General features: G+C 61.2%; 23 protein-coding genes. 17 read left to right on the top strand and 6 right to left on the bottom strand.

Translation table 11 applies throughout. The features are described 5' to 3' along the window. Positions 1 to 114 precede the first annotated feature (114 nt). From ACR0NB_RS15410 to ACR0NB_RS15395, 4 genes are all read left to right on the top strand, one after another. Entirely contained in the window at positions 115 to 1,476 is a 1,362-nt protein-coding gene (locus tag ACR0NB_RS15410) for a mechanosensitive ion channel family protein (protein WP_480776138.1), read from the top strand. 164 nt (positions 1,477 to 1,640) lie between these two features. Next, complete coding sequence (rsfS, locus tag ACR0NB_RS15405; protein WP_093963679.1) at positions 1,641 to 2,000, top strand: ribosome silencing factor; 360 nt, start codon at positions 1,641 to 1,643, stop codon at positions 1,998 to 2,000. 44 nt (positions 2,001 to 2,044) lie between these two features. Continuing rightward, complete coding sequence (gene rlmH / locus ACR0NB_RS15400; protein ID WP_480776137.1) at positions 2,045 to 2,515, top strand: 23S rRNA (pseudouridine(1915)-N(3))-methyltransferase RlmH; 471 nt, start codon at positions 2,045 to 2,047, stop codon at positions 2,513 to 2,515. A 5-nt stretch (positions 2,516 to 2,520) separates the two neighbouring features. Further along, a complete protein-coding gene (locus tag ACR0NB_RS15395) occupies positions 2,521 to 3,006 on the top strand; it encodes a flavodoxin family protein (RefSeq protein ID WP_480776136.1) in 486 nt (161 codons plus the stop codon). A gap of 3 nt (positions 3,007 to 3,009) precedes the next feature. Here ACR0NB_RS15395 and ACR0NB_RS15390 read toward each other — a convergent pair whose 3' ends face one another. Both ACR0NB_RS15390 and ACR0NB_RS15385 read right to left on the bottom strand, forming a co-directional pair. Beyond that, positions 3,010 to 3,357 carry a hypothetical protein gene (locus ACR0NB_RS15390; protein ID WP_480776135.1) on the bottom strand — a complete coding sequence of 116 codons (348 nt, stop codon included), beginning with the start codon at positions 3,355 to 3,357 and terminating at the stop codon, positions 3,010 to 3,012. 35 nt (positions 3,358 to 3,392) lie between these two features. Next, positions 3,393 to 4,103 (bottom strand): DUF599 domain-containing protein, encoded by a 711-nt coding sequence (locus ACR0NB_RS15385; protein ID WP_480776134.1) that lies wholly within the window; start codon positions 4,101 to 4,103, stop codon positions 3,393 to 3,395. Between the two features lie 81 nt (positions 4,104 to 4,184). On the opposite strand from ACR0NB_RS15385, the gene ACR0NB_RS15380 reads away from it, so the two are divergent. From ACR0NB_RS15380 to ACR0NB_RS15355, 6 genes are all read left to right on the top strand, one after another. After that, the gene (locus tag ACR0NB_RS15380; protein WP_480776133.1) at positions 4,185 to 5,633 is read left to right on the top strand and encodes an FAD-linked oxidase C-terminal domain-containing protein; all 1,449 of its coding nucleotides are present in this window, start codon (positions 4,185 to 4,187) and stop codon (positions 5,631 to 5,633) included. A 25-nt stretch (positions 5,634 to 5,658) separates the two neighbouring features. Then, complete coding sequence (locus tag ACR0NB_RS15375) at positions 5,659 to 6,759, top strand: FAD-binding protein (RefSeq protein ID WP_480776132.1); 1,101 nt, start codon at positions 5,659 to 5,661, stop codon at positions 6,757 to 6,759. 4 nt (positions 6,760 to 6,763) lie between these two features. After that, complete coding sequence (glcF, locus tag ACR0NB_RS15370) at positions 6,764 to 8,086, top strand: glycolate oxidase subunit GlcF (protein ID WP_480776131.1); 1,323 nt, start codon at positions 6,764 to 6,766, stop codon at positions 8,084 to 8,086. Between the two features lie 119 nt (positions 8,087 to 8,205). Then, complete coding sequence (locus tag ACR0NB_RS15365) at positions 8,206 to 8,997, top strand: trypsin-like serine peptidase (protein ID WP_342355391.1); 792 nt, start codon at positions 8,206 to 8,208, stop codon at positions 8,995 to 8,997. Further along, complete coding sequence (locus tag ACR0NB_RS15360) at positions 8,994 to 9,812, top strand: trypsin-like serine peptidase (protein ID WP_170448693.1); 819 nt, start codon at positions 8,994 to 8,996, stop codon at positions 9,810 to 9,812. Before ACR0NB_RS15365 ends, ACR0NB_RS15360 begins: the two co-directional genes overlap by 4 nt. A 124-nt stretch (positions 9,813 to 9,936) precedes the next feature. Continuing rightward, positions 9,937 to 10,404: an Hsp20 family protein gene (locus ACR0NB_RS15355; protein ID WP_170342492.1), complete on the top strand. Its 468-nt coding sequence runs from the start codon at positions 9,937 to 9,939 to the stop codon at positions 10,402 to 10,404. A 142-nt stretch (positions 10,405 to 10,546) separates the two neighbouring features. Here ACR0NB_RS15355 and ACR0NB_RS15350 read toward each other — a convergent pair whose 3' ends face one another. Then, a complete protein-coding gene (locus tag ACR0NB_RS15350) occupies positions 10,547 to 12,022 on the bottom strand; it encodes an NAD-dependent succinate-semialdehyde dehydrogenase (protein ID WP_480776130.1) in 1,476 nt (491 codons plus the stop codon). A 289-nt stretch (positions 12,023 to 12,311) separates the two neighbouring features. Here ACR0NB_RS15350 and ACR0NB_RS15345 point away from each other — a divergent pair, with 289 nt between their 5' ends. The 7 genes from ACR0NB_RS15345 (at position 12,312) to ACR0NB_RS15315 (ending at position 19,414) form a co-directional block, all read left to right on the top strand. Next, positions 12,312 to 13,391: a hypothetical protein gene (locus tag ACR0NB_RS15345; RefSeq protein WP_480776129.1), complete on the top strand. Its 1,080-nt coding sequence runs from the start codon at positions 12,312 to 12,314 to the stop codon at positions 13,389 to 13,391. 270 nt (positions 13,392 to 13,661) lie between these two features. Beyond that, complete coding sequence (locus ACR0NB_RS15340; protein ID WP_480776128.1) at positions 13,662 to 14,780, top strand: hypothetical protein; 1,119 nt, start codon at positions 13,662 to 13,664, stop codon at positions 14,778 to 14,780. Positions 14,781 to 14,801: 21 nt separating this feature from the next. Then, positions 14,802 to 16,733 carry an AAA family ATPase gene (locus tag ACR0NB_RS15335; protein WP_480776127.1) on the top strand — a complete coding sequence of 644 codons (1,932 nt, stop codon included), beginning with the start codon at positions 14,802 to 14,804 and terminating at the stop codon, positions 16,731 to 16,733. Next, entirely contained in the window at positions 16,730 to 17,098 is a 369-nt protein-coding gene (locus tag ACR0NB_RS15330; protein WP_170421035.1) for a hypothetical protein, read from the top strand. Before ACR0NB_RS15335 ends, ACR0NB_RS15330 begins: the two co-directional genes overlap by 4 nt. 55 nt (positions 17,099 to 17,153) lie before the next feature. Continuing rightward, positions 17,154 to 18,491 (top strand): DUF6638 family protein, encoded by a 1,338-nt coding sequence (locus ACR0NB_RS15325; RefSeq protein ID WP_480776126.1) that lies wholly within the window; start codon positions 17,154 to 17,156, stop codon positions 18,489 to 18,491. A 1-nt stretch (position 18,492) separates the two neighbouring features. Next, the gene (locus ACR0NB_RS15320; protein ID WP_093963662.1) at positions 18,493 to 18,759 is read left to right on the top strand and encodes a hypothetical protein; all 267 of its coding nucleotides are present in this window, start codon (positions 18,493 to 18,495) and stop codon (positions 18,757 to 18,759) included. A gap of 10 nt (positions 18,760 to 18,769) precedes the next feature. Further along, positions 18,770 to 19,414, top strand: a complete 645-nt coding sequence (locus ACR0NB_RS15315; RefSeq protein WP_170359868.1) for a DUF1523 family protein — start codon at positions 18,770 to 18,772, stop codon at positions 19,412 to 19,414. A gap of 50 nt (positions 19,415 to 19,464) precedes the next feature. Here the strand turns inward: ACR0NB_RS15315 and ACR0NB_RS15310 are convergent, their stop codons facing one another. The 3 genes from ACR0NB_RS15310 to flgK are packed head-to-tail and all read right to left on the bottom strand — an operon-like array spanning position 19,465 to position 23,005. After that, positions 19,465 to 20,559, bottom strand: coding sequence for a flagellar basal body P-ring protein FlgI (locus tag ACR0NB_RS15310; RefSeq protein ID WP_480776125.1), 1,095 nt, complete (start codon positions 20,557 to 20,559; stop codon positions 19,465 to 19,467). Further along, positions 20,556 to 21,563, bottom strand: coding sequence for a flagellin (locus tag ACR0NB_RS15305; RefSeq protein WP_480776124.1), 1,008 nt, complete (start codon positions 21,561 to 21,563; stop codon positions 20,556 to 20,558). Before ACR0NB_RS15305 ends, ACR0NB_RS15310 begins: the two co-directional genes overlap by 4 nt. A 2-nt stretch (positions 21,564 to 21,565) precedes the next feature. Further along, positions 21,566 to 23,005, bottom strand: coding sequence for a flagellar hook-associated protein FlgK (gene flgK / locus ACR0NB_RS15300; protein ID WP_480776169.1), 1,440 nt, complete (start codon positions 23,003 to 23,005; stop codon positions 21,566 to 21,568). Positions 23,006 to 23,036: the final 31 nt, after the last annotated feature.

Here is a 23,036-nt window from a genome sequence, read left to right as displayed (position 1 = left end):
GATCCAGATATATCGCGCCCCCTCGTCAATCAAGGCTCAATCCGCGTCCCACGACAGGTCGGTGGGCCTTGCAAGCCGCCACATTGCTGTTCAATCTGGCGGCAGGAGACGCGCATGGACAATGATTTGATCCCAAGTTCGATTTCAGAGCTGTTCGACAACATGGCCGAGGCCTTTCTGTTGCAGCTTGGGAACCTGGTCGAGTTGATCGTGACTCCGGGGTGGCGGCAGTATCAGATCGCCATCATCCTGGGGCTGGTGGCGCTGTCCTTCCTTTTGACACTGCTGACAAAAGGCCGGTGGGAAGCCTGGGCGCGGGCGCGCAGTGGATGGCCCAAATGGCGGTTGCGGGTTCTGGTTCAGCTGATGCAGCGGATGACGCTGGTCTACTTCGTCGTGCTGGCCTGGGGCGTCTATCTGGTGATGCAGCAGGTCACCTGGCCATCGCGCAGTTACATCATCGGTGTTCTGGCAACGCTGGCAGCCGCGTGGCTGGCGATCGCGCTGATTTCGCGACTCGTCCGCAACCGGACGATTCGGCGCATCTTCCGCTGGTCGATGTGGATCTACGCCACGCTGGTCGCGCTGAGTCTGACCGATGACGTCGCCGAGTTTCTGGACGGCGTGGCGATTTCGATCGGCAGCCTTCACATCTCGGTATTGGGGATTCTCAAGGCCATTCTGCTGATCGGCACGTTGTTGGTGCTGGCGCGGCTCGGCACCCGGGCGGCGGAACGCGGGCTGAAAAGCAATGACGACATCTCGCCCTCGATGCAGGTGTTGCTGGCCAAGGGGATCCAGGTGGCGCTGTACGGGCTGGTCTTTCTGGTCGGGATCCGGACGCTGGGATTCGACCTGACCGGGATCGCGCTGTTGTCCGGTGCGGTTGGCGTCGGTATCGGCTTCGGCCTGCAGAAGGTCGTGTCGAACCTGATCTCGGGGATCATCATCCTGATGGACCGGTCGATCAAGCCGGGCGACGTGATCTCGCTGGGCGATACGTTCGGTTGGATCAACGCGCTGGGCGCCCGCTACGTCTCGGTCGTTACCCGCGACGGGCGCGAATACCTGATCCCGAACGAGGATCTGATTACCGGGCAGGTGGTGAACTGGTCCCATTCCGACGAGTTCGTCCGCCTCGATCTGACTTTCGGCACCAGCTACGGCGACGACCCGCACAAGGTGCGCGAGACCGCCGTGCGAACGGTGAAATCAGTCAAACGCGTTCTGAGCGGCGGCAAGCACGAACCGGTCTGCCACATCACCGGGTTCGGCGACAGCAGCGTCGATTACGTGCTGCGGTTCTGGATCCGCGATCCGACGGCCGGCCTGACCAACATCCGCGGCAATGTCTATCTGGCGCTGTGGGATGCATTCCAGGCTGAGGGCATCTCGATCCCCTTCCCGCAGCGCGAAGTGCGCCTGCTGGGGCAGGGTGCCACCGACACCGCTGTGCCACATCTGGACACGGATTGATCAACCCCGTGCCATCAACGGTTGCCGTTCATTGAAATGTTGCAATTGCCTTGCTACCTTAATAGTACCTCGGCGCCGGGGTTACACGGCGCTTTAGCAAGGAGGACCATGTCCTGTCTCTACACACACAGGCGGGTTTGCCCGCCGATGAAGGGGCCGCTGTGATGGCCCGCTCTCAGTCAATCAGCGACAAGCTGCTTGAACGCATCCTTTCCTCACTTTCCGATGACAAGGCCGAAGATGTTGTGCAGATTAACCTGCAGGGCAAGTCTTCGGTGGCCGACTACATGGTCATCGCTTCGGGCCGGTCGACGCGTCAGGTGTCGGCGATGGCGGAAAAGCTGACCGATCGCATCAAGCAGGAATTCGGTTTCACCTCGAAGGTCGAAGGCAAAGATGCCGGCGACTGGGTGCTGATCGATACGGGCGATGTGATCGTCCATATCTTCCGCCCCGAAGTGCGCGAATTCTACCAGCTGGAAAAGATGTGGCTGCCTCAGGGCGGCAGCGCCTCGGCCAACTGAGGCGCCATCCCGGCCCGTATTGAAGGGCCGGCGGCGAGAGCGACATGCGTATCAGCATTTGTGCGGTCGGGCGATTGCGTGCCGGACCGGAGAAGACCCTGCTTGACGACTATCTGACCCGTTTCGACCGGACCGGCCGCGGCCTGGGCCTTGGGCCTGCGCGTGTGATCGAGGTCGAGGACAAGAAGAACGTCGGCATGGGCGCCGAGGCCGCCTTGCTGCGCAAGGCGCTGCCCGCTGGCGCGGTGATCTGCACATTGGACGAGCGCGGAAAGGTGATGTCTTCCCCCGATTTCGCGCAGAAACTGGCCGGGTGGCGTGACATGGGCCGGCAGGATCTGGCCTTTGTCATCGGCGGCGCCGACGGGATCGACCCGGCGCTGCGGGCCGAGGCCGATTTTTCGATTTCTTTCGGCGCGATGGTCTGGCCACATATGCTGGTCCGGGTGATGCTGTCGGAACAACTCTATCGTGCCGCGACGATCCTGTCGGGCGGCCCGTATCATCGGGCGTGACCATCATGGCCCGTCTGCTGATCGTCTATCATTCGCGCACCGGCGGCAGCCGGCAGATGGCCGAAGCGGCCGCGCTGGCGGCCAGCGCCGAGGCCGAGGTCAACCTGAAACCCGCCGACGAGGCGGGACCCGACGATTTGCTGGCGGCCGACGGATACATCTTTTGCGCGCCCGAGAACCTGGCGGCGCTGTCAGGCGTCATGAAAGACTTCTTCGACCGCTGCTATTACCCGGTTCTGGGCCGGATCGAAGGGCGGCCCTATGCGCAGATGATCTGTGCCGGGTCCGACGGTCAGAACGCGGCGCGGCAACTGGCGCGCATCGCTACCGGTTGGCGTCTGAAACAGGTGCAAACGCCCCTCATCGTGTGCACCCACGCCCAGACGCCCGAGGCGATATTGGCGGAAAAGACCATCCCCGAGGATGAACTGGACAAATGCCGCGAGATCGGCGCCGCGCTGGGCGCCGGGCTGTCGCTGGGCGTGTTCTGACGATCAGTCCAGCGTCACAAGCGTGGTGTCCGCGTTCCAGCCATCGACACTGCACCGGGCCTGTACCTGAACCTGACTCGCGCCTTCGGGGATCGCGACCCCGCCCAGCGACCGGGTAAAGGGCTGCTCGGTCTCGTGCGGGTGATGCAGCACCCGCATCCCCAGCTCGGTCCCGTCCATCGCCAGAACGCGCCAGCCATCGGCATAGTGGTCCCACCCGGTATCGGGGTGGCGGATGGTCACGTCGAATCGCCAGGTTTCGCCCGTGCGCGACGCGGTGACATTTTCGACTGCCGGTGGGTCGGCGAGGGCCGGGGCGGCCAGAAACAGGCAGGGGATCAGGTGTCGCATTTCGTCATTTTAGGATCTGATCAGGCGGGGCGCGATCACGTCTGCGTGTCCGGCGGCAGGCTCAGCAGGATCGCGCGGGAATGCGAGGCAAACTCGCGCCGATAAAGAACCCCCAATGTCAGAAGCGTGCCGATGATCAACGTGATCGGGCCCAGTATCCACGCCAGCGACGCCAGCGCGAAATAGGTGGCGCGCAGGGCACGGTTGAAGCTGCGCGCGGCGGTCACGCAGATCTCGGCCGCCTGTTCCGCGCGGGGATAGGCCTGCGGATCCTCGGGCTCGTTCGGCACCGCCGCCATCAGCACCGCGCAGTAGCCGAACAACCGATGCGCCCAGACGTATTTCAGAAACGCATTCGACAGAAACAGCAGCACGATCAGGATCTTGACCTCCCACACCATGGCCGGTGCGCTGCCGATGGCCAGATCCTTGGCGACGCCCGACAGTCGCTCGGTATTGCCCAGAAGGGCCAGCCCACCCCCGATGGCGATCATCGTGGTCGAGGCAAAGAACGTGCTGCCCTGACGCATCGTGCCCACGACCTGGGCGTCGAACATGCGGGGCTGACGGGTCACCATTTCGCGCATCCAGCAGCGGCGGAATTCGTCCATCATCACCGCGACCGAACGCTTGCCCGGCGCGGGGTTCTCGATCCGCCATCCGATCCATTGCCAGGCGATCAGCAACAGCAGGACGGCGGCGTAGTCCAGGGGCGAAAACAGCAGGGCGCGTTCGGTCAGTGTCATGGCGCGACAGTACGTCCGACGAAGGCAACTTGCCAGATGCAGAAATTGGTAATATTATTTTACCAAACCGGAGGACTCGCCATGGACATGCCACAGATCAACCCCGACGTTCTGGCCCGCAAGGCCAGCGTGCTTGCCCGTCTGCGGCAGGTCCTGCCCGAAGATGCCATCATCGCCGATCCGTCCGAAACCCGCGCCTATGAATGCGACGCCCTGACCGCCTACAAATGCGCGCCGATGATCGCGGTTCTGCCGTCTTCGACGCAGGAGGTCTCGGGCATTCTGCGCATCTGCCATGACGAAAGCGTGCCGGTCGTGCCGCGCGGGGCCGGGACCTCGCTGGCCGGTGGGGCGCTGCCCACCGCCGATTGCGTGATCCTGGGCGTGGCCCGCATGAACGAGGTGCTTGAGGTCGACTATGACAACCGCTTCATCCGCGTGCAGACCGGCCGCACCAATCTGAGCGTCACCGGCGCGGTCGAGGCGCAGGATTTCTTCTATGCGCCCGATCCGTCGTCGCAGCTGGCCTGTGCCATCGCGGGCAATATCGCGATGAACTCGGGCGGCGCACACTGCCTGAAATACGGCGTGACCACCAACAACCTGCTGGGCGTGACCATGGTGCTGATGGATGGCCGCGTGGTCGAGATCGGCGGCGCGCATCTGGATTCCGGCGGGCTGGATTTGCTGGGCGTGATCTGCGGCTCGGAAGGGCAACTGGGGGTCGTCACCGAGGCGACGCTGCGCATCCTGCGCAAGCCCGAGGGCGCCCGCCCGGTCCTGATGGGTTTTGATGACAATGCGGTGGCGGGCGAATGCGTCTCGGACATCATCAAATCCGGCATCCTGCCCGTGGCGATCGAGTTCATGGATCGGCTGTGCATCGAGACCTGCGAGAATTTTGCCCATGCCGGCTATCCGAATTGCGAGGCGCTGCTGATCGTTGAGGTCGAGGGCTCGGATGCCGAGATCGACAGCCAGCTGGCCAAGATCGTCGAGATCGCCAAACGACACAACCCGGTCGAACTGCGGGAAAGCCAGTCGGCCGAGGAAAGCGCCCGCATCTGGCTGGGCCGGAAATCGGCCTTTGGCGCGATGGGGCAGATCAACGACTATATGTGTCTGGACGGCACGATTCCGGTGTCGGCCCTGCCGGACGTGCTGCGCCGCATCGGTGAATTGAGCAAGGAATTCGGCCTGCCCGTGGGCAACGTGTTCCACGCCGGCGACGGCAACATGCACCCGCTGATCCTGTTCGATGCGAACAAGCCCGGCGATCTGGAAAAGTGCGAGGCCTTCGGGGCCGAGATCCTGAAACTGTGCGTCGATGCCGGCGGCTGCCTGACCGGCGAGCATGGGGTGGGCATCGAAAAGCGCGACCTGATGCATCATCAATACGCGCCTCAGGACCTTGAGGCGCAGATGGCCGTCAAGGACGTGTTCGACCCGAAATGGCTGCTGAACCCCGCCAAGGTGTTTCCGCTGGACGCCAGTGCGGCCCGGCGCGTCGTGCCGATGGCGGCGGAATGAATCCCAAGACAGAACGGACCCCGCAATGAGACCTGAATCAGAGTCTGAACTGGCCGAAATCGTGGCCGGCCTGAACGAACCGGTACGCGTTGCCGGTGGCGGCACCCGTGGTGTGACCGGCCCCGACCGGATGCTGAGCACCGAGGGGCTGCGCGGGATCACCCTGTACGAGCCGGGGGCGTTGACGCTTGTGGCGCAGGCCGGAACCCCGCTGGCTGAGATCGAGGCCGCGTTGGAGGTCGAAGGCCAGCAACTGGCATTCGAACCGATGGATCACCGCGCCCTACTGGGGTCCTCGGGCGCGCCCACGATCGGCGGTGTCGTGGCCGCCAACGTCTCGGGGCCGCGCCGGATCCAGGCCGGGGCCTGCCGCGATTTCCTGCTGGGCGTGCGCTTTGTCGACGGGCAGGGGCAGATCATCAAGAATGGCGGCCGGGTGATGAAGAACGTCACCGGATACGATCTGGTCAAGCTGATGGCGGGGTCTTGGGGCACGCTGGGCGTGCTGACCGAGGTCTCGCTGAAAGTGCTGCCCAAACCCGAGGCCAGCGCAACGCTGGCCGTACCCGCCAAGGACGCGGCGACCGCGGTTCGCATCTTGTCCGAGGCGCTGAAATCACCCTTTGAGGTCACCGGCGCAGCCTGTGATCCGCAGCAGCAGCGCGCCTTGATCCGGATTGAGGGGTTTGCGGAATCGGTCTCGTATCGCACCGAGCGTCTGCAGGAGTTGCTGGGCCAGTTCGGCGCGGTTGATCCGGTCGAGCCGTCGGATGCCCTGTGGCAGACGATCCGCGATGCGGCCGATTTCGCCGACACGCCCGGCGATGTCTGGCGGATTTCGGTCAAACCCGGCGACGCGCCCGAAATCGCCGCGCGGGTCGAGGCCGACCGGACCCTGTTCGACTGGGGCGGCGGGTTGATCTGGGCGCTGGTGCCCGCAGGCACCGACCTGCGCGCGCGCATCGGCGCGTTTTCCGGCCACGCCACGCTGGTGCGGGCCGGGGCCGATACCCTTGCCCGGCTGGGCCGGTTCCAGCCGGAACCGCAGGGAATTGCGTCTCTGACACAGGGGATTCGACAGAAATTCGACCCGCGCGGCATGTTCAACCCCGGGCTGATGGGATAGGGCGATGCAGACCACATTCACCGAAGACCAGTTGAAAGACCCCGGCACCCGCCGCGCAAACGAGATTTTGCGCAACTGCGTGCATTGCGGGTTCTGCACCGCCACCTGCCCGACCTACCAGGTGTTGGGCGACGAATTGGACAGCCCCCGCGGGCGCATCTACCTGATCAAGGACATGCTGGAAAACGAGCGTGTGCCGGACGAAAAGACCGTCAAGCATATCGACCGCTGCCTGTCCTGCCTGGCCTGCATGACGACCTGCCCGTCGGGCGTGCATTACATGCATCTGGTCGATCACGCCCGCGAATATATCGAAAACCGCTACAAGCGCCCCTTCTCGGACCGGGCGCTGCGATGGGTTCTGGCGCGGATCCTGCCCTATCCGATGCGGTTTCGCTGGGCGCTGATCGGGGCCAAGCTGGGGCGGCCGTTCCGCTTTCTGATGCCCGACGCGCGCCTGCGGGCAATGCTGGACATGGCGCCGAAACACATCCCGCCGGTCAGCCGCAATGACGACCCACAAAGCTTTGCGCCCAAGGGGCAGGCGATCAAACGCGTGGCTCTGATGACAGGCTGTGCGCAAAAGGCGCTGAACACCGACATCAACGATGCCACGATCCGCCTGCTGACCCGGCTGGGCTGCGAGGTCGTTGTGGCCGAGGGCGCTGGCTGCTGCGGGGCGTTGACCCATCACATGGGCAAGACCCGCGAAAGCCATACCACCGCCGCCGCCAATATCCGCGCCTGGACGCGCGAGATGGACGGCAAGGGGTTGGATGCAATCGTCATCAACACCTCGGGCTGCGGCACCACGGTCAAGGATTACGGGCACATGTTCCGCGACGATCCACTGGCCGAGGACGCGGCGCGGGTGTCGGGCATTGCCATGGATGTCAGCGAGGTCCTGATCCAGCTGGACTTGCCGCAGGGTGACGACAAGGGGCTGACGGTGGCCTATCACGCGGCCTGCTCGCTGCAACACGGGCAGCAGATCAAGACCTATCCCAAGGACCTGCTGAAACAGGCGGGGTACACGGTGGTCGAGCCCGCCGACAGCCACCTGTGCTGCGGCAGCGCCGGCACCTACAACCTGATGCAGCCCGAGATCTCGGCGAAGCTGAAACAGCGCAAGGTGCGCACGTTGGAGGCCAGGAACCCCGATCTGATCGCGGCCGGGAACATCGGCTGCATGATGCAGATCGGGTCGGGCACCCGACTGCCCATCGTGCATACGGTCGAGCTGTTGGATTGGGCCACGGGCGGGCCTCGGCCCCCTGCGCTGGATCGGGCCGGACAGCCTGCGGATACGGTGCCGATCCTGCGGTGATCGGGCCTGATGCGCCGACGCATCAGTCTGGTGCGGATTAGGCGCGGTGTGGCTCTGCCCTATTTTCGCCAAACGCCACGCGTAAGTAGATTGGCCGATACCTCATGCCGGAGAACCGCGTGCGCACATGGATCAGGGCGATAGCGTTATGTGTTCTGCCATTGGCAGCCACGGCGCAGGATACTGGGCTGCAAAGCCTTGAAACCTCGGATTCCGGACGCGAATGGATGGCGGTCGGACGGCTGAACATCAACGGCACCGGCTTCTGCACTGGCGCGTTGATCTCACCCACCCTTGTTCTGACCGCAGCGCATTGCCTGTTCGACCAAGCAACCCGCCAACGAATTGATCCGGGCCAAATCGAGTTTCTGGCGGGGTGGCGACATGGCCGCGCATCGGCCTATCGCACGGCGCGCCAGGCGGTCATTCATCCGGAATACGAGTATGACCGCGCCGCATCTGTCAGCCGCGTGCGCCACGACGTCGCGCTGATCGAGTTGTGGCAGCCGATCCGAAATACGACCGTGATCCCGTTTGAAACCGGCTACAGGCCAACGCGTGGCGAGGATGTCGGAGTGGTTTCGTACGCCCACAACCGCGCAGAAGCCCCTTCGCTGCAACAGGTCTGCTCGGTCATGGCGCAGCAATCGGGGGTGCTGGTCATGTCCTGTGACGTGGATTTGGGTGCGTCCGGCGCGCCGATCTTCTCGTTCTCAGGGGATCACCCCCGGATCGTATCGGTCGTGTCCGCAAAGGCCGAATTGGAAGGCCGGCGGGTATCGTTGGGAACAGCGCTGGAAGAGTCGCTGGAGGTGCTGCGCACCGAGCTGTCCGCAGGGAATGGATTTGGCGCTTCCGGCAATACGCTCGAGCCTGGAAAGAACGTCGGCGCAAGGTTTGTCCGGCCATGACCTGCCGTATCGTGACATTGGCCCTGATTTTGGCCGGGATTGCTGCGTCGGCGGTGGCCCAGGACAGTGGCAAGCGCCGGCTGACCGATCGGGACGACCTGTATGGTTGGGAGGCGATCGGACGGCTGGACATCGGAGACCGCTCGTTCTGCACGGGTACGCTGATCGCGCAGGATCTTGTTCTGACCGCAGCCCATTGTGCGACGGACAAGGCCACCGGTCGGACCTATGCACCCGGCGAAGTCACCTTTCGCGCAGGCCTGAGCGATGGACATGCGCTTGCAGAAGGCACGGTCGTGCAGATCGCCGTCCTTCCCGACTATGACCCCCGGGTTGGCCTGTCACCCGAGATGGTCCGGGTCGATGTCGCCCTGATGCGACTGGATCAACCGATCCCGTATACCGTCGCCAACCCATTTGCATTGCACAGTGGCCGGGTCGCCGGGGATGAGATCAGCATCGCTTCGTACGGGCGCGGCCGATCCGAGGCAATCACGCGCCAGCGGTCCTGCCGGATTCTCGAGCGGCGCCAAGGTCTGATTACCTTCAATTGCGATGTCACGTTCGGATCCTCCGGTTCGGCCATTCTGGCCCGCAACGGGCCGCGTTGGCAGATCCTTTCTGTGGTATCTGCGGTTGGTACCGACGGCCGTCGCAAGGTCGGGTTCGGCATGGAACTTGAGGGGGTCGTCTCGGACCTCAAGGCCATCATGCGGCGGGATGCGCCGCAGCCAAAGGCCAAGATTCGGCGGCTGCAGGTCGGCTCGGGCAAGTCCAGCTCGGGCGCGAAATTCATCAGCTCCGGCGGGTCTTGAACTCAGCCAGTTTCTTTCCCATCTCCTGTGTGTCGGGCAGCCAAACCGGGGTCCGACGATCACCAACGCCCGTCCAATCGGAGGGCAAAACTCGTAAATCGCTCTGAACATGAGGATAACGAACATGCGTAGCTTTGATTTTGCACCACTGCACCGTGCAACCGTCGGCTTTGACCAGATTGCCGACATCATGGATCGGGTCATGACCAGCGAAGTGTCACAACCCAGCTATCCCCCGTACAACATCGAAAAAACCGATGCCGATGCGTATCGCATTTCGATCGCAGTCGCCGGCTTTGCCGAAGATGACCTGACGATCGAAGTCAAGGAAAACGCGCTGGTCGTGGCCGGCAAGAAAGCCACCGAAGACACCAAGCGCACCTATCTGCATCGCGGCATCGCCACCCGCGCTTTCGAGCGTCGTTTTGCCCTGGCTGACCATGTCCGCGTGACCGGCGCCAGCCTGGAAAACGGTATGCTGCACATCGACCTGAAGCGCGAGGTGCCCGAGGCGCTGAAACCGCGCCGGATCGAGATCACCTCGACCAAGGCGATCGAAAAGGACGTGGTTGACGCCAAGCCCGTGAACTGAGGCTGAGACCGCCCAAGCGGCGATAATCGTCTCCTCCCTCGGTTGTCGCACAACCCCGCGTTCCTCAGAACGTGGGGTTTTTTCATGACGCTTGCAAAGAAAAAGGGCGCCCAAAGGCGCCCTTGTCTCATGGTCCGTCCGATCAGACCGCCATGCAGATGTATTTCATCTCAAGATAGTCTTCCATGCCGTGGTGGCTGCCTTCACGGCCAAGGCCGGATTGCTTGACGCCACCAAAAGGACCCAGTTCCGAGCTGATGATGCCGGTGTTGATGCCGACGATGCCGTATTCCAGCGCCTCGGCCACCTTGTACACGCGGCTCAGATCCTTGGCGTAGAAATACGAGGCAAGGCCGAAGATCGTGTCATTGGCCATGGCGATGACCTCGTCCTCGTCCTCGAACTTGAACAGGGGCGCCAGAGGACCAAACGTCTCTTCCTGCGCGACCTTCATGTCCTGGGTCACGTCGGTGATGATCGTGGGCTGGAAGAAGGTGCCGCCCAGATCGTGCGGCAGGCCACCGGTCAGGATCGCGCCGCCATTGTCCGTGGCATCGGCGATGTGCTCCTGCACCTTGGCCACCGCCTCGTCGCTGATCAGCGGGCCGGTCGTGGTGCCATCGGACAGGCCGTCGCCGATTTTCAATGCCTCGACCGCGGCCTTAAGCTTGGCGGCAAAGGCGTCATAGACACCGGCCTGAACATAGATGCGGTTGGCGCAGACGCAGGTCTGGCCGTTGTTGCGGAACTTGCACAGCATCGCGCCTTCGACGGCGGCATCCAGATCGGCGTCGTCGAACACGATGAACGGCGCGTTGCCGCCCAACTCCATCGAGCATTTCATGACCTGGTCCGCGGCCTGGCGCAGCAGGATCCGGCCCACCTCGGTCGAGCCGGTAAAGGTCAGCTTGCGCACGCCAGGGTTCTCGCAGAACTCCTTGCCGATCTCGCTGGCCTGTGACGAGGGCACCACGTTGAACACACCCGCCGGAACACCGGCCTGTTCGGCCAGCAGCGCCAGCACCAGCGCCGACAAGGGCGTTTCGGTGGCCGGGCGCGCGACAAAGGCGCAGCCGGCGGCCAGTGCCGGGCCTGCCTTGCGCGTTATCATCGCGTTGGGGAAGTTCCACGGCGTGATCGAGGCCGCCACCCCGATCGGCTGTTTCAGCACCATGATCCGCTTGTCGCGCTGATGGCCGGGGATGGTCTCGCCATAGACCCGCTTGGCCTCTTCGCCGAAGAATTCGATGAAGGACGCGCCATAGGCGATCTCGCCCACCGCCTCGGCCAGGGGTTTGCCCTGTTCGGCGGTCAGGATCTTGCCCAGATCCTCGGCGTTTTCCATCATCAGGTCGAACCACCGGCGCAGGATCGCAGCGCGCTCCTTGCCGGTCAGCTTGGCCCATTCCTTCTGTGCTGCCTCGGCCTGCGCGATGGCACCGGCCACCTGGGCGCGGCTGACATCCGCGACCTCGGCGATCACGTCGCCGCGGGCCGGGTTGGTGACGGCAAAGGTGCCGTTGTCACCATCGACCCACTGCCCGCCGATATAGGCCTTGGTGACTAGAAGGTCGGGGTTCTTCAAAAGCGATTTCAGGTCGGTCGTGGTATCCAGCATGGGTCGGCCTCCGGGCAGGGAAAGAATTTGCGCGTACCCAATCAGGTGGCGCAGAACATGTCTAGGGCCACCCGGGGGCGTCAATCAATCCAGATTTGATCAAAAAATCGATCGGCGTGCGATGCAAGGGCCGGAAAGCATCAAAAGCCAGTCAGCTGTTGGTTTTGACGCCTATCTTTTTCGATAGGGTTTTGCCACAGTTCCGGTGATTTGAGAGACCCAAGGGGATGTAAATCGTTATAACATTCCCTATCTTGTTGGGTAGATAAGAAAAACAAGGATTGGACAGATGTCGAACCAGCAATTCGAAGCATTGATCGAGGAAACCCAGGGCAAGGTGCGCGAAAGCCAGTCGCAGATCGAAGGGCTGACCTCGCGGATCGAAGCCGCACGTGCCAAGATCGGAACGGCCGAAGCTGATATCGACATCGAAAATGCCACGCTTGAAGACGTGCACGCCCACACCGAGGTGATGAACGCGAACATCGCTGAACTGATCATGGGGTTGGACGACGTCACCAGCGCGTTTTCCAAGGATTTCGACGAGATGCGCTCGAAGACCGGGTGGGAATCGTTCGTGAGCATCTTCTCGAAGGGTAAATCCGAGTCAATGCGCCAAGAACGGATGCGCTCAGCCAATATCGACGACAAGCTGCAGGACCTGATCGCCAAATCCGACGTGATCGTGAAGCTGCTGGAAGGACAACTGGCCGTGCTGGAAGAGCAGCGCGTTAAGGTAGAGAACAACCTGACCGTCACGCTGGATGACCGTGAGGCCACCGTGGCCGAATTGGAAGCGTTGCGTACCGAGATTCAGGGTATGGACCCGGCGATCATCACGCTGGAAAACAAGATCAGTGTCGAGCAGGACGCCGCCGCGCGCACCAAGCTCGAAACCGAACTGGCCGAGCTGAACAAGCAGTACAACGCGAAGGTTCAGGAAGAACAGGTCAAGCTGGCCAAGTCCCAGACGCTGGAGCGCTATATCGAAAAGGGCAAGACCTGGGTCGATTCACTGCAGAACCAGGCGGCGACGCAGATGGTGCTGATCAACAAACTGCAGACAGACACGCAGCAGCGCGTGGTGCTGTATGACGCCCTGACCAAATCGCTGAAAACCGCACAGCAACAGGACGTGGCGCACCGTATCAACGAGATCGGCGTGCAGACCGATCAAGAGGCGCAAACCGCCATGGCCGCCATCGGCACAGCGACCAACCAGAAAATGGCCGACATGCTTGAGGCACATGAGGACCACATGGTCTTTGCCCGCGACGTGCTGGAGAAAAAGGCCAAGGCGGATGAGCGGTTCGCCCGCCGGTTTGCCTCGATTGTCGAGAAGCATGATAAGAATTTGTATGGCGGATGAAGTGGTTTAGCCAAAAAGACGTAAAGCTGCTCAGGATTGGCCTCTTTCTCGTAGTTTGGCCGCTTCCGATTTATGGACTAACTGCCCTTTTGCACGAATTGGGTGTTGAAGGCGGAGCTTACAAACTGCTCGGCTTTCTCACTGTTTATTTCGGTCCGGGTAGCATAGTTTTCGGGCTTGTCATCTTCGCTTTGTACTTGATCTCAGAAGTTCTTCTCCTGCCTTGGCGGCTCACTCAATTCCACGGAGCCGGCAATAGAAAAAACCAAAATGACTAATCCCACCCAAGATCATGTCGGCCTGACCGACACTTTCGCCTCGCGGCGCTACTTCCGCAAATTCGAGGTGATCACCGTCCACCTCCTGCGCGTGGCCGCGACGATGGAGGCTGAGGGCGCGATCAGCAAACAAGAGGTGCGGATCATTTCGCGGTACCTCTCGGGGCTGCTCTACACCTTCCGCGCGCTCAGCATGAAATACCTGCTGGTCGGGCGCGATACGGGGCGGTTCTTTGGCAGTCTGGCCATGGACAAGCGCGACAGCGGGTTTCCGGTGGCGGCCGAACTGCTGACCATGGCCAATGACGCGCAGCAGGCGCAGGTACATCTGGCGAATATGCCCTCGGAAGATGACCTGAAAACCGAGATGGTGCGGACGATCATCAGCGACAGGGAAATCCCCACCAAGCTGCAATTCGCGCTGTCCCAAAGGCTCTATTACGAGGAATTGTTGAAAGGTCAGTTGTTCTGGGCCCGCAATGACCCGGAGTGCCATTGGATCGAGACCGAGGGCGAGCGGCGGAAGTTCCTGATTCATTGGGCGGTCTATGACAGCCAGATCAACCTACCGGTCATCTACCTGATGCAGTTGGAGGACAGCGGCAAAACGGCCCTGCCCAAGGACCAGCGTCGCTGGCCCGAAGTGCAGGCGCATCTGATGGCGCAGTCGCTTGGTGACTTGAAACTGGTGACCATCGCCAAAGGCTTCGACCAGGATTTCGACGACCTGCACCCCAAACATTTGCGCCGCATCCATGTGGGCCCGATGTATTCCTCGGCCTATACCGAGCAATCCGGCCCCCTGCGGCAGGTGTTGGAGGACGCGCAAGCCCCCGAGGGGCAGGATTGGGCTCTGGCCTGGACCACCGAAGAACTGCACAGCGAAGAGGTCATCGAAGAACGCGCCGGATGGTTCTCGACCGTCGAGCGCGAGGTCTTTGCGTTGGACCCCTTCGCCGGACAGGGGGCCGAGACCGGGGCCACACGCACCCAGCGCTCGATCATCCTTCCCCAGCGTCCGTTCCAGGTTCTGGCCGAACGCAATCCGCCGGGCTTTGCGGATGTGCGCAAGTTTGTGGTCAGCAAGTCCGGGCAGGTGTTGCGATATTGATAATACAAAGGCGATTTTGAAATGAGTTTGACGTCAGACCAGATGGAATTGCGCGAAGACGATATTCGCAAGCACTATCCTGCCGCCACCGCATTGCTGAACGGGTTCGAGCATGCGCCGCGCATAGCCAAACCCGCCGAGGCCGCCGTCGAACGGTCACCGGGTGTGTCGACGGGGCGGCGGTTCAGGTCGACCACGCCGGGGTTGGTAACCCGCCGCACTGCGCGAGCCGATGGGGTGCATCTGGTCGAACGGATCGAGGCCGCGGATGACGGCGACGCGCTGGTGTCCCCACAGCAGGCGACCACACAGCAGGCGATCCGCCGGGCGATTGCCATCGCTCTTGCCTTGGCCGAAACCTATGCGGACCAGACCCCGCTGGCCGATCTGAAACGCGCCAATCTGGCGGGGGACCTGCCTGTCGCGCGCAAGACCGAGTTTTCGGAATTGCTGACCGCCGAAGCGTTGATCACCTTGCACACCTTCGGCAATGCGTTGGCCTATTTGATGTCCTCGCATCTGGGGGAGACCACGGTCGAAATCGGTGAAATCGAAGAGGTCCTGACAGACAACGGCCAACTCGCCCTGCACGGTGCCCTGTGGGAACTGGATCAGGTTCTGGCCAAGCACGCGCCCGATGATGCCCATCTGATCGCGGCCACCAGTGCCTATGCAGAGCAACTGATGGAAAAAGCTGCTCTGCGCGCGCAAACGGCTGGCCATCTGGCCCCGTTCCAGAACGCCGCCTGGCATATCGAGGCCGACGATCTGACGATCCGGGGATTTGAGCCCGCGTCGAAGGCCAAATCCACCACGCTCACCATGACGTTCAAGAAACCGAACGAGGTGGTGGGCAACCATATCGCCAAATATCAGGCCATGAAGCTGGCCAAAATGCTGATGGCTTATGATTTTGACCGTCGCCTGAACCCGTTCGCGGAGCTTGGCGGGTTTATCTTTACCTTCATGGGCGACGGCAAACCGGGCACCGGCAAGACGACCCTGATCCAGATGATGGCCGGGCTGATCAACGACTACTGCCAGAACGCAGGCTATCCATTCCGCTATCAGAACCTGAGCACCGACAATATCGACAGCTATCAGGGCAAGTCCGGCCAGAATGCCAAGGCGTTCATCAACACGATCATCGACCCCTCGGTCATCGGCTTTGGCACGATCGACGATATCGATCAGCTGGCCGGCAAACGCGGCGACCGGCAGTCGTCAGCCGGTCAGCTGGAAATCACCGCCGTGCTGATGGAGAGCTTTGCCGGCGCCAACACCGTGGTGCGCGGCAACTGCACCTTTGGCATGTTCTCGAACTACCCCGAGAATGTGGACGACGCCCTGCGCCAGCGGGCAGGCGCGCGGTTCCTGGTGGACGGGCCGCAAACGCGTGAGGATTACATTGACATTCTGCACCTGCTGATGGGCCGCAACCACGACATCCCGCTGGGCGAGCACGACGCCTATGCCGCGCAGGAAATCAAGAAGGCCGTCGCCGCCAGTTTCGAAAGCCACTCGCGCCCGCATGAGGATGCTTTGCTGCTGGTCTATGAGCGTGTTTCTGGTGAGATCGGCCAGATGGACACGATCGCCAAGCTGGGCACCTACCTCAAGGCGATCCAGCAGGCGGATGAGCGGTTCACCGGCCGCGCGATCAAGAACATCACCGACGCAGTCAAGGTCCGCGCGATGGATTTCGAACTGCCCGACGAGTGGATGGAAAACCCCGACCTGTTCCTGTTCCGCGACTACGACACCAAGAAGGCGATGATCGAGGAGCTGCGCCAGCCGATCACCGTCGAGATGGTGATCCAGGAGATCAACCGCTACGCCGACAGCGAGTTCCGCTATGCCGACAAGAGCGACGAGGTCGCCACAGAAAACGCCGTCCGCGAGATGGGCCGGATGGAAGAGGCCAAGCGGCGATATCTGGAGGGGAAGGGGTGAGCTTTTGGAGCTTTTTCTTACCCTACTTCGTTGCTTTATTAGTACTTTCTCTATTGAGCTATATTTGTGTGTCTCTCTTTTGGCTCAAGCCGCTCGAAAGGCTACATATTCTTTTGGCATTGGTAATCGATGTCGTGATCACGATCTCGCTTATGTCTGTATTGACGGTCATCGCCCTTCTTTATGCAACGGGTTTCGCTGTCTCGGAGACTTGTGGCGACCCCCTCACAAGCGGCTTACCTTGTCCGATTCTGGAAAAATTCGGTTGGTCAGTTTGGGCGATACTTATTTGGATTCCAGTGACTTTTTTTGGTTTGGTACGAAGGCTCAAAGTGGCTTTCGTCGAGAACAGAGCTGCATCATGATGGATAGCTATCTGTCATCAATCGATTGGCCGCCAACTGAACAAAGGCTCGCTTCATGATCCGCCTCATCGAAAAAGGCCTGATGTTCGGCAATCTCGTCCACATCTCCAGCCCGGCTCTGGTCGAGCGGTATAACCGCGCGCTGCAACATCTGGCGGGCAAGACCACGGCGCTGACGGATTTCCATGTCGATATCTCGGGTTATTCGCCGGAGGTGGGGATTGAGTTGGACGACCCGCTCTATCTCAACCCCAACGGGGTCAACCGGCAGTTCATCCTGCTGACGACCGAGCAGAAACGCGCGCCGCTGCTGAACGTCAAATTCTCGACCTCGCGCGATATCCTGCGCGAATTCATCGAGATGAACGAGGCGCAGCTGTTTGCCCTGACCGCCACAGATGCGGTGGCCGGAGAGTTGGTGAACTCGGTCTTCAAACTCACCACCCCGCGCGACCTGCTGAACCTGCGCAAGATCGAGATCGAGGCCGACACCGTCGGCGGCACCCTGCGCAAGGCCGATCAGTTGGCAGGCATGGTGGAACGGTTCAAGACCGAAGAAGACGCGTGGTTCGACGATGTGCTGATCGCGAATATGATCGAAACCGCTAAGGAAACCGGCGACGTCACCCGCAACCCTGTCCGGTTGCGCCACACGGTGTTTGAACAGCGCAACTTCTGGACGGCGCATTTCGGCGGCATGTATCTGTTCCCGGATCTGGATCACCCGGCGGTGATCTGCATGGGTGAAAGGCCAGAGGATTTGCCGATCAAATATGTCTTTGATCCGTCGCAGCGAAACCAGATCGCCAAATTTCTGAATTACAACGATCTGGTCGAGCCGATCGTCAAGGCCCGCGGCGTGGATGCCGCCGCGATCCTGCAACAGAAGATGGACTTTCTGACCGTTGACGCCGCCGCGGATGCGGGCATTGATCTGACCGGGCTGGACCGCAGCGACATGCGGCGTTTGGCGCGCAATCACGCGGATCGCTTGCCCGAAGCCTATCATGGCCTCGCGCAATTGTTGCGCTGGGCGACCGATGGTGGGCCTTGGCCGCGTATCACCTCGGATCATCCGGCCTATTTCTATTCGCTGCGCGCCGCCAATACCCCGAACCGCGATCTTGTGAATATGCTGCTGGCCGAGCTTGCCCCGCTGGACCCGCGCCAGATGTTCATTTGCCACAAGGAACTGTTCTACCGTACCTATGGTGGCTGGTCGGAGCCGAAAAAGGCCTATGTGGCCGAGTTTCTTGCCCGTGAATATCAAGTGGACAAGGCCGGGGCCCGCGCCGCACTGTTCGGGCATGAACCCGACATGAGCGGCGAGGACCGCGTCAGCGAGGCGGTGATCGCACGGGTCGGCCCTTGGGGCGCGGTAAGGAAAGAGTGATATGTTCGGAGCAATGCGCCTGTTTCTCGGTTTGCTTGTCGTTCAGACGATTGCCTACTTTGCCTTGTCACTTTACTCGCGTCGCGTCCGGCGGCAAAAGCTTGAGACGTGGTGGGAAGAGAAGGGCAAGACCGGCAACAAGGAAGCCTTTGTCGAACGCGGATTGCATGTCTATGACAATTCGTTCCGTCGCAAACTGATCCTGGGTGTTTATATCGTGCCTTGGGTGGCGATCGCCGCGCTGATCTATGTCGTGAACTACATGTGAGGTTTTGGGAATGGTCTACATCAAATGGGCGTTCATCCTGATTTTCTGGATCACGCTGGGTGCGATCCTGCAATACTCGCTGCCGCAGCACGACATTGTCCGCATCGTAAACACCTACGAAGAGCGGCAGGATCTGACGGATTGGACCCGCGTTTTCTGGTCTGAGCCCGATGATCAGTCGACCAGCCTTTCGAACCGCGATGTGCAGTTCATCCAAGCCGTGCGGGCGAACGGCAAGCCGATCGTCTATCGGAACGAAGATACCAGCTGGGGTTGGCCACCCTATTTTAAGTTCGATACCGCGAACCTTTACACCGAAGCCAACGACGCAATCTCGGACAAGGATGATCCGGATTGGGTTGTCGTGACCCACTACGGCTGGCGCAACGAGTTTCTGTCGATCTTCCCGAATGCCATCTTCATCAAACATGTCGAAGGACCGGACGTCCGCATCATTCCCTGGTTCAACATCATTTTCCTGACCGTTTTTTTTGCCATCGTCTGGGCGCTTTGGGTGCGTTGGCGCAGGTTCCGCGAAGCCCGCATCGACCCCATGCTTGAAAGCGTCGAGGATGGTCTCTACGCCGCTGGGGATGCGATCGACGAACGAAGGTCCAGCTTCCGGCGCTGGCTGGACAGTTGGAAGTCAAAATAGAACGGAACCGGGAATTTGTCTGAAAGTCGGTTTCCTGCCTATGCGGACCGCTATCTGACGACAAACTCGGCGTGAAGGGCTCCGGCGGCTTTGATGGTTTTGAGGATGTCGATCATATCCCGCGGAGACACGCCCAACGCGTTCAGGCCGGCAACCACCTGCGACAGGGTCGTCGCTTCGGGTATTTCTGCCAACCCGGTGCCGGCGTCCTCTTCAATCCCTGCGATGGTTCGTGGAACAACAACGGTCTCCCCTCTGGCAAAGGGGTTGGGCTGAACGGCGATCGGAGATTCCTCTACCCGAAGTGTCAGGTTGCCTTTGGAAACCGCAACACGTGAGATTCTGACCTCCTGCCCCATGACGATCGTGCCGGAGCGCTGATCAACAACCACGCGAGCCTTGGTTTCGGGTTCAATCAGGATGTTTTCGATCCGGCCGATCGCATGCGCCGTGGAAGGGGCCCGCGTTTCCGGGATGCTCAATTCCACCGTGCCCGAGTCGCGCATGACCGCAACGGCGCGATTGAACTCGCGGTTGATGGCCGCTTCGATCCGGCCGGCGGTTGTAAAGTCCGGCTCGCGCAGGGCCAACCGCAATTGGGAAAGACCTGACAGTTCAAAATCGATCTCCTGCTCGACCCGCGCCCCGGCGGGGATGACACCGGATGTCGGCACCCCCTGAACAACCGATGCAGCGTCGCCCTCGGCGACTGCACCACCTGCCAGAACTGTGCCCTGCGCAACTGCATAGATCTGCCCATCTGCGGCATTCAAGGGTGTCATGACGAGGGTGCCGCCCAGCAGGCTTTTGGAATCTCCGATCGCCGAAACGGTCACATCGATCTGCCCACCAACCCGCGCAAAGGGCGGAAGGGTGGCGGTGACAAGAACGGCGGCGACATTCTTGGGGCGAAAGTCCTCGCCAGTGACGTTTACGCCCAACCGTTCAAGTATGTTCGACATGATTTCTTCGGTGAACGGGGAATTGCGCAACCCGTCACCGGTTCCGTTCAGTCCAACGACAAGGCCATATCCCACCAGATCATTGCCGCGTACACCGTCAAAATTCACCAGATCCTTGAGCCGAACAGCCCCGGAAACCGCCACCGAAGGCAGCATGATCAGAAGTAAGGCCAGAAGTCTCATCTCAGGAAATTCACCAATGATAGGGCCGAATTGCGGACGGTGACCGAATAGAGGCTTTCAAGCTGGAACTGCACGGTCTGCAGGTGTGCCACAGTTTCGTAGGGATCGGCGGCGACAAGTTCGTTGCGCGCGTATTCAAAACTGGTCCTGGCCGCCGCATTTCGTGTTTCGGCCTGTTCGATGCGGGCTTGCGCCGCTCCGATCTGAGCGCGCATCGTCACGACGTCATCCTTGGTGTTGGCCAGAGCCACGCCCAGATCGGTGAACAAGGCAGTTTGCAGGTCTGGTGGCCATCCCAGCGCGCCCTCCTTTGCCAGCGCCGCAAGCGCGACATCGCGCAATCCATCCCGAAGTTTCGGATCATTGGACGTGAACTGCATGTTCACCCGCTCGGTTTCCGAAATCTGCATAGGCGCGAGGGTCGTGTTGGAACCGTTGTACATGACCGCCTCAAACCCGGCAGGATCATTGAACCAATCTTCGGCCGCCTGGCGAATATCGTTCAGGGTTGTCAGCCCCGCCAATTCGGTTCGCAGAGCAGCCAGTAGCGTGTCCGTCGACTGCAGCGGGGAGGCATCCGTGGCGGTTCCCGCGAACAAGCTGCGGCCACCGACCCGCGTGTTCAATGAAGAAATCATCGTGTCCAGTTCGTTGCGCGCCTGAGCCGAGGCCTGAGCATGCGATGTTGCTTGGTTGGATGTCCCAAACGCGAGCAGAGAAGCCGAAACCTCGCCAATCGAGGTTTCAAACGTCTCGAGGCTGATCTGAGTGGCATCAGCAAACAGATTTGCCTCAGCGGTCGCCGTAGAGAAGGCGTCCAGCTGTGCAATTTTTCGATCCAGGTCCAGCAGATGCGAGTAATCGCCACTGAGACGCCCAGAAATGTCAGCGGTTTGACCCGTAGACATCTCATAGGACAGGGTTTCGATCTGCGTTTTGATCTCGGTGCTGCGCGCGCGCAAGGTCAGACCGCGGGCCAGATCACCAATCGAGTTCAAGGTCATGGTTACATCCTCAGCAGCAAATCCATCAATTCGTCGACAACAGTGATGATCCGCGCATTGGCGGCATAGGCCTGTTCAATCTGCATCATGCGCTGCAATTCGGTGTCACTGTCCACGCCCTGCTCGGCCACTAACTGTTCCATTTGGAGTTGCGCGTTGGATGCGTAACTTTGGCGCGATTGAGCGGTATGGGCAGCGGTGCCAGCTTTGGACAAAAGCGCCGCCGACACTTCACTGGCCCGCAGGGCCCCTGTGCCGAAAGCCGGGGCAGGGCGCGGCGAGGTCAATACGGCGCCAAAAGCCTGCAGCTGGGTTGCCTCGCCGGGGTCGTTGGGTGCAACGGCCCCCAACCCCGCGCGCAGTTTCCAACTGTCGCCGCCGGCATCTGGATCGACAATCGGGTTGAGCTCAAGACGGGACGCGAGCCCCGCCGGCGCCGCGGCATCGAAACGCGAACCGGCATCGGTGAACAAGCCTGGATCAGTCGGCATCGCGGTCGGGTCCAGGCCGGCAGTTTCGAACCGTTCGATCAGATCGCGCGCAACTGCGTCCAGGTCCTCATGCGCGTCGATGGCCAACACGTCGCGAATGTCAAACTGGGCTGCCAGAGCGCCGCCGCGGATCTGTGCGGAATCACCGGATGTGCGGACTGGCCGTCCATTGAGTTCGAGCCCGGACAGCAGTCCGTTTCCTACGGTCATGTGCGGTTTGGTATTACCGGTGACCGAGAACGCGAACTCTGCGGCTGATCCTTCTAGAAGTATCAGCCCACCGTCGGAGTACAGCGAGACGCGGTTGTTGTCGCGCGCCACGACATTGACCGGAACCAGCTGGTTGACCTGGTCAATGAGAACCTGGCGTTGATCCAGCAACCCATTGATATCGCCGCCCGCGTTCTCAACAGCCGGGATCTTGGCATTCAATGCTTCGATATCTTTCAGGGTTGAATTCAGTGTTTCGACATACGTCCCGATTGTTCGGTCCGCGTCAGAACGCATCTTGCTGAGGCCGTCGGACGCCATATTCAGATCGGCAACCAGATCCCCAGCTGCGCGCGCCGCCAGATCCAGACGCTCGACCGAGCCGGGATTGCTTGCAGCCGTGATCAAGCTGTTCTCGAATGCGCTCAAAGATACCGCGATCGATCTGCCGTCATCGGGGGTACCGACCAATGCTTCGAATTGCGAGTAAAATTCCGAGATTGCCGAGGCCGCCGCGTTATCCGCTGTTGCCGCGCGCAGGTTCGCCATCAGAACAGGATCTTGATGGCGGGTGATTCCCACGACCCTGACGCCGTTGCCGGAAATAGAGTTGGTGGTCAGCTCCAACGTCCGCTTGGCGTAGCCGGGCGTCAGCGCATTGGCTATGTTGCCCGAGACGACGGCGGCGCCGCGGCTTGCCGCGCCCAGCCCACCCAGCGCGTTATTCAGGGCCGTTGACATGCTCATGAGGCCGTTCCTTTCCGCTTTGCAG

This window comes from Ruegeria sp. CG3 (genome assembly GCF_056537205.1).
This window is presented reverse-complemented; position numbering and strand designations above follow the sequence as displayed.

Bases quoted from the DNA above. Each gene is read 5' to 3' on its own strand.
- ACR0NB_RS15410 (WP_480776138.1), top strand. From the start codon at position 115: ATGGACAATGATTTGATCCCAAGTTCGATTTCAGAGCTGTTCGACAAC.
- rsfS (WP_093963679.1), top strand. From the start codon at position 1,641: ATGGCCCGCTCTCAGTCAATCAGCGACAAGCTGCTTGAACGCATCCTT.
- rlmH (WP_480776137.1), top strand. From the start codon at position 2,045: ATGCGTATCAGCATTTGTGCGGTCGGGCGATTGCGTGCCGGACCGGAG.
- ACR0NB_RS15395 (WP_480776136.1), top strand. From the start codon at position 2,521: ATGGCCCGTCTGCTGATCGTCTATCATTCGCGCACCGGCGGCAGCCGG.
- ACR0NB_RS15390 (WP_480776135.1), bottom strand. From the start codon at position 3,357: ATGCGACACCTGATCCCCTGCCTGTTTCTGGCCGCCCCGGCCCTCGCC.
- ACR0NB_RS15385 (WP_480776134.1), bottom strand. From the start codon at position 4,103: ATGACACTGACCGAACGCGCCCTGCTGTTTTCGCCCCTGGACTACGCC.
- ACR0NB_RS15380 (WP_480776133.1), top strand. From the start codon at position 4,185: ATGGACATGCCACAGATCAACCCCGACGTTCTGGCCCGCAAGGCCAGC.
- ACR0NB_RS15375 (WP_480776132.1), top strand. From the start codon at position 5,659: ATGAGACCTGAATCAGAGTCTGAACTGGCCGAAATCGTGGCCGGCCTG.
- glcF (WP_480776131.1), top strand. From the start codon at position 6,764: ATGCAGACCACATTCACCGAAGACCAGTTGAAAGACCCCGGCACCCGC.
- ACR0NB_RS15360 (WP_170448693.1), top strand. From the start codon at position 8,994: ATGACCTGCCGTATCGTGACATTGGCCCTGATTTTGGCCGGGATTGCT.
- ACR0NB_RS15355 (WP_170342492.1), top strand. From the start codon at position 9,937: ATGCGTAGCTTTGATTTTGCACCACTGCACCGTGCAACCGTCGGCTTT.
- ACR0NB_RS15350 (WP_480776130.1), bottom strand. From the start codon at position 12,022: ATGCTGGATACCACGACCGACCTGAAATCGCTTTTGAAGAACCCCGAC.
- ACR0NB_RS15345 (WP_480776129.1), top strand. From the start codon at position 12,312: ATGTCGAACCAGCAATTCGAAGCATTGATCGAGGAAACCCAGGGCAAG.
- ACR0NB_RS15340 (WP_480776128.1), top strand. From the start codon at position 13,662: ATGACTAATCCCACCCAAGATCATGTCGGCCTGACCGACACTTTCGCC.
- ACR0NB_RS15335 (WP_480776127.1), top strand. From the start codon at position 14,802: ATGAGTTTGACGTCAGACCAGATGGAATTGCGCGAAGACGATATTCGC.
- ACR0NB_RS15325 (WP_480776126.1), top strand. From the start codon at position 17,154: ATGATCCGCCTCATCGAAAAAGGCCTGATGTTCGGCAATCTCGTCCAC.
- ACR0NB_RS15320 (WP_093963662.1), top strand. From the start codon at position 18,493: ATGTTCGGAGCAATGCGCCTGTTTCTCGGTTTGCTTGTCGTTCAGACG.
- ACR0NB_RS15315 (WP_170359868.1), top strand. From the start codon at position 18,770: ATGGTCTACATCAAATGGGCGTTCATCCTGATTTTCTGGATCACGCTG.
- ACR0NB_RS15310 (WP_480776125.1), bottom strand. From the start codon at position 20,559: ATGAGACTTCTGGCCTTACTTCTGATCATGCTGCCTTCGGTGGCGGTT.
- ACR0NB_RS15305 (WP_480776124.1), bottom strand. From the start codon at position 21,563: ATGACCTTGAACTCGATTGGTGATCTGGCCCGCGGTCTGACCTTGCGC.
- flgK (WP_480776169.1), bottom strand. From the start codon at position 23,005: ATGTCAACGGCCCTGAATAACGCGCTGGGTGGGCTGGGCGCGGCAAGC.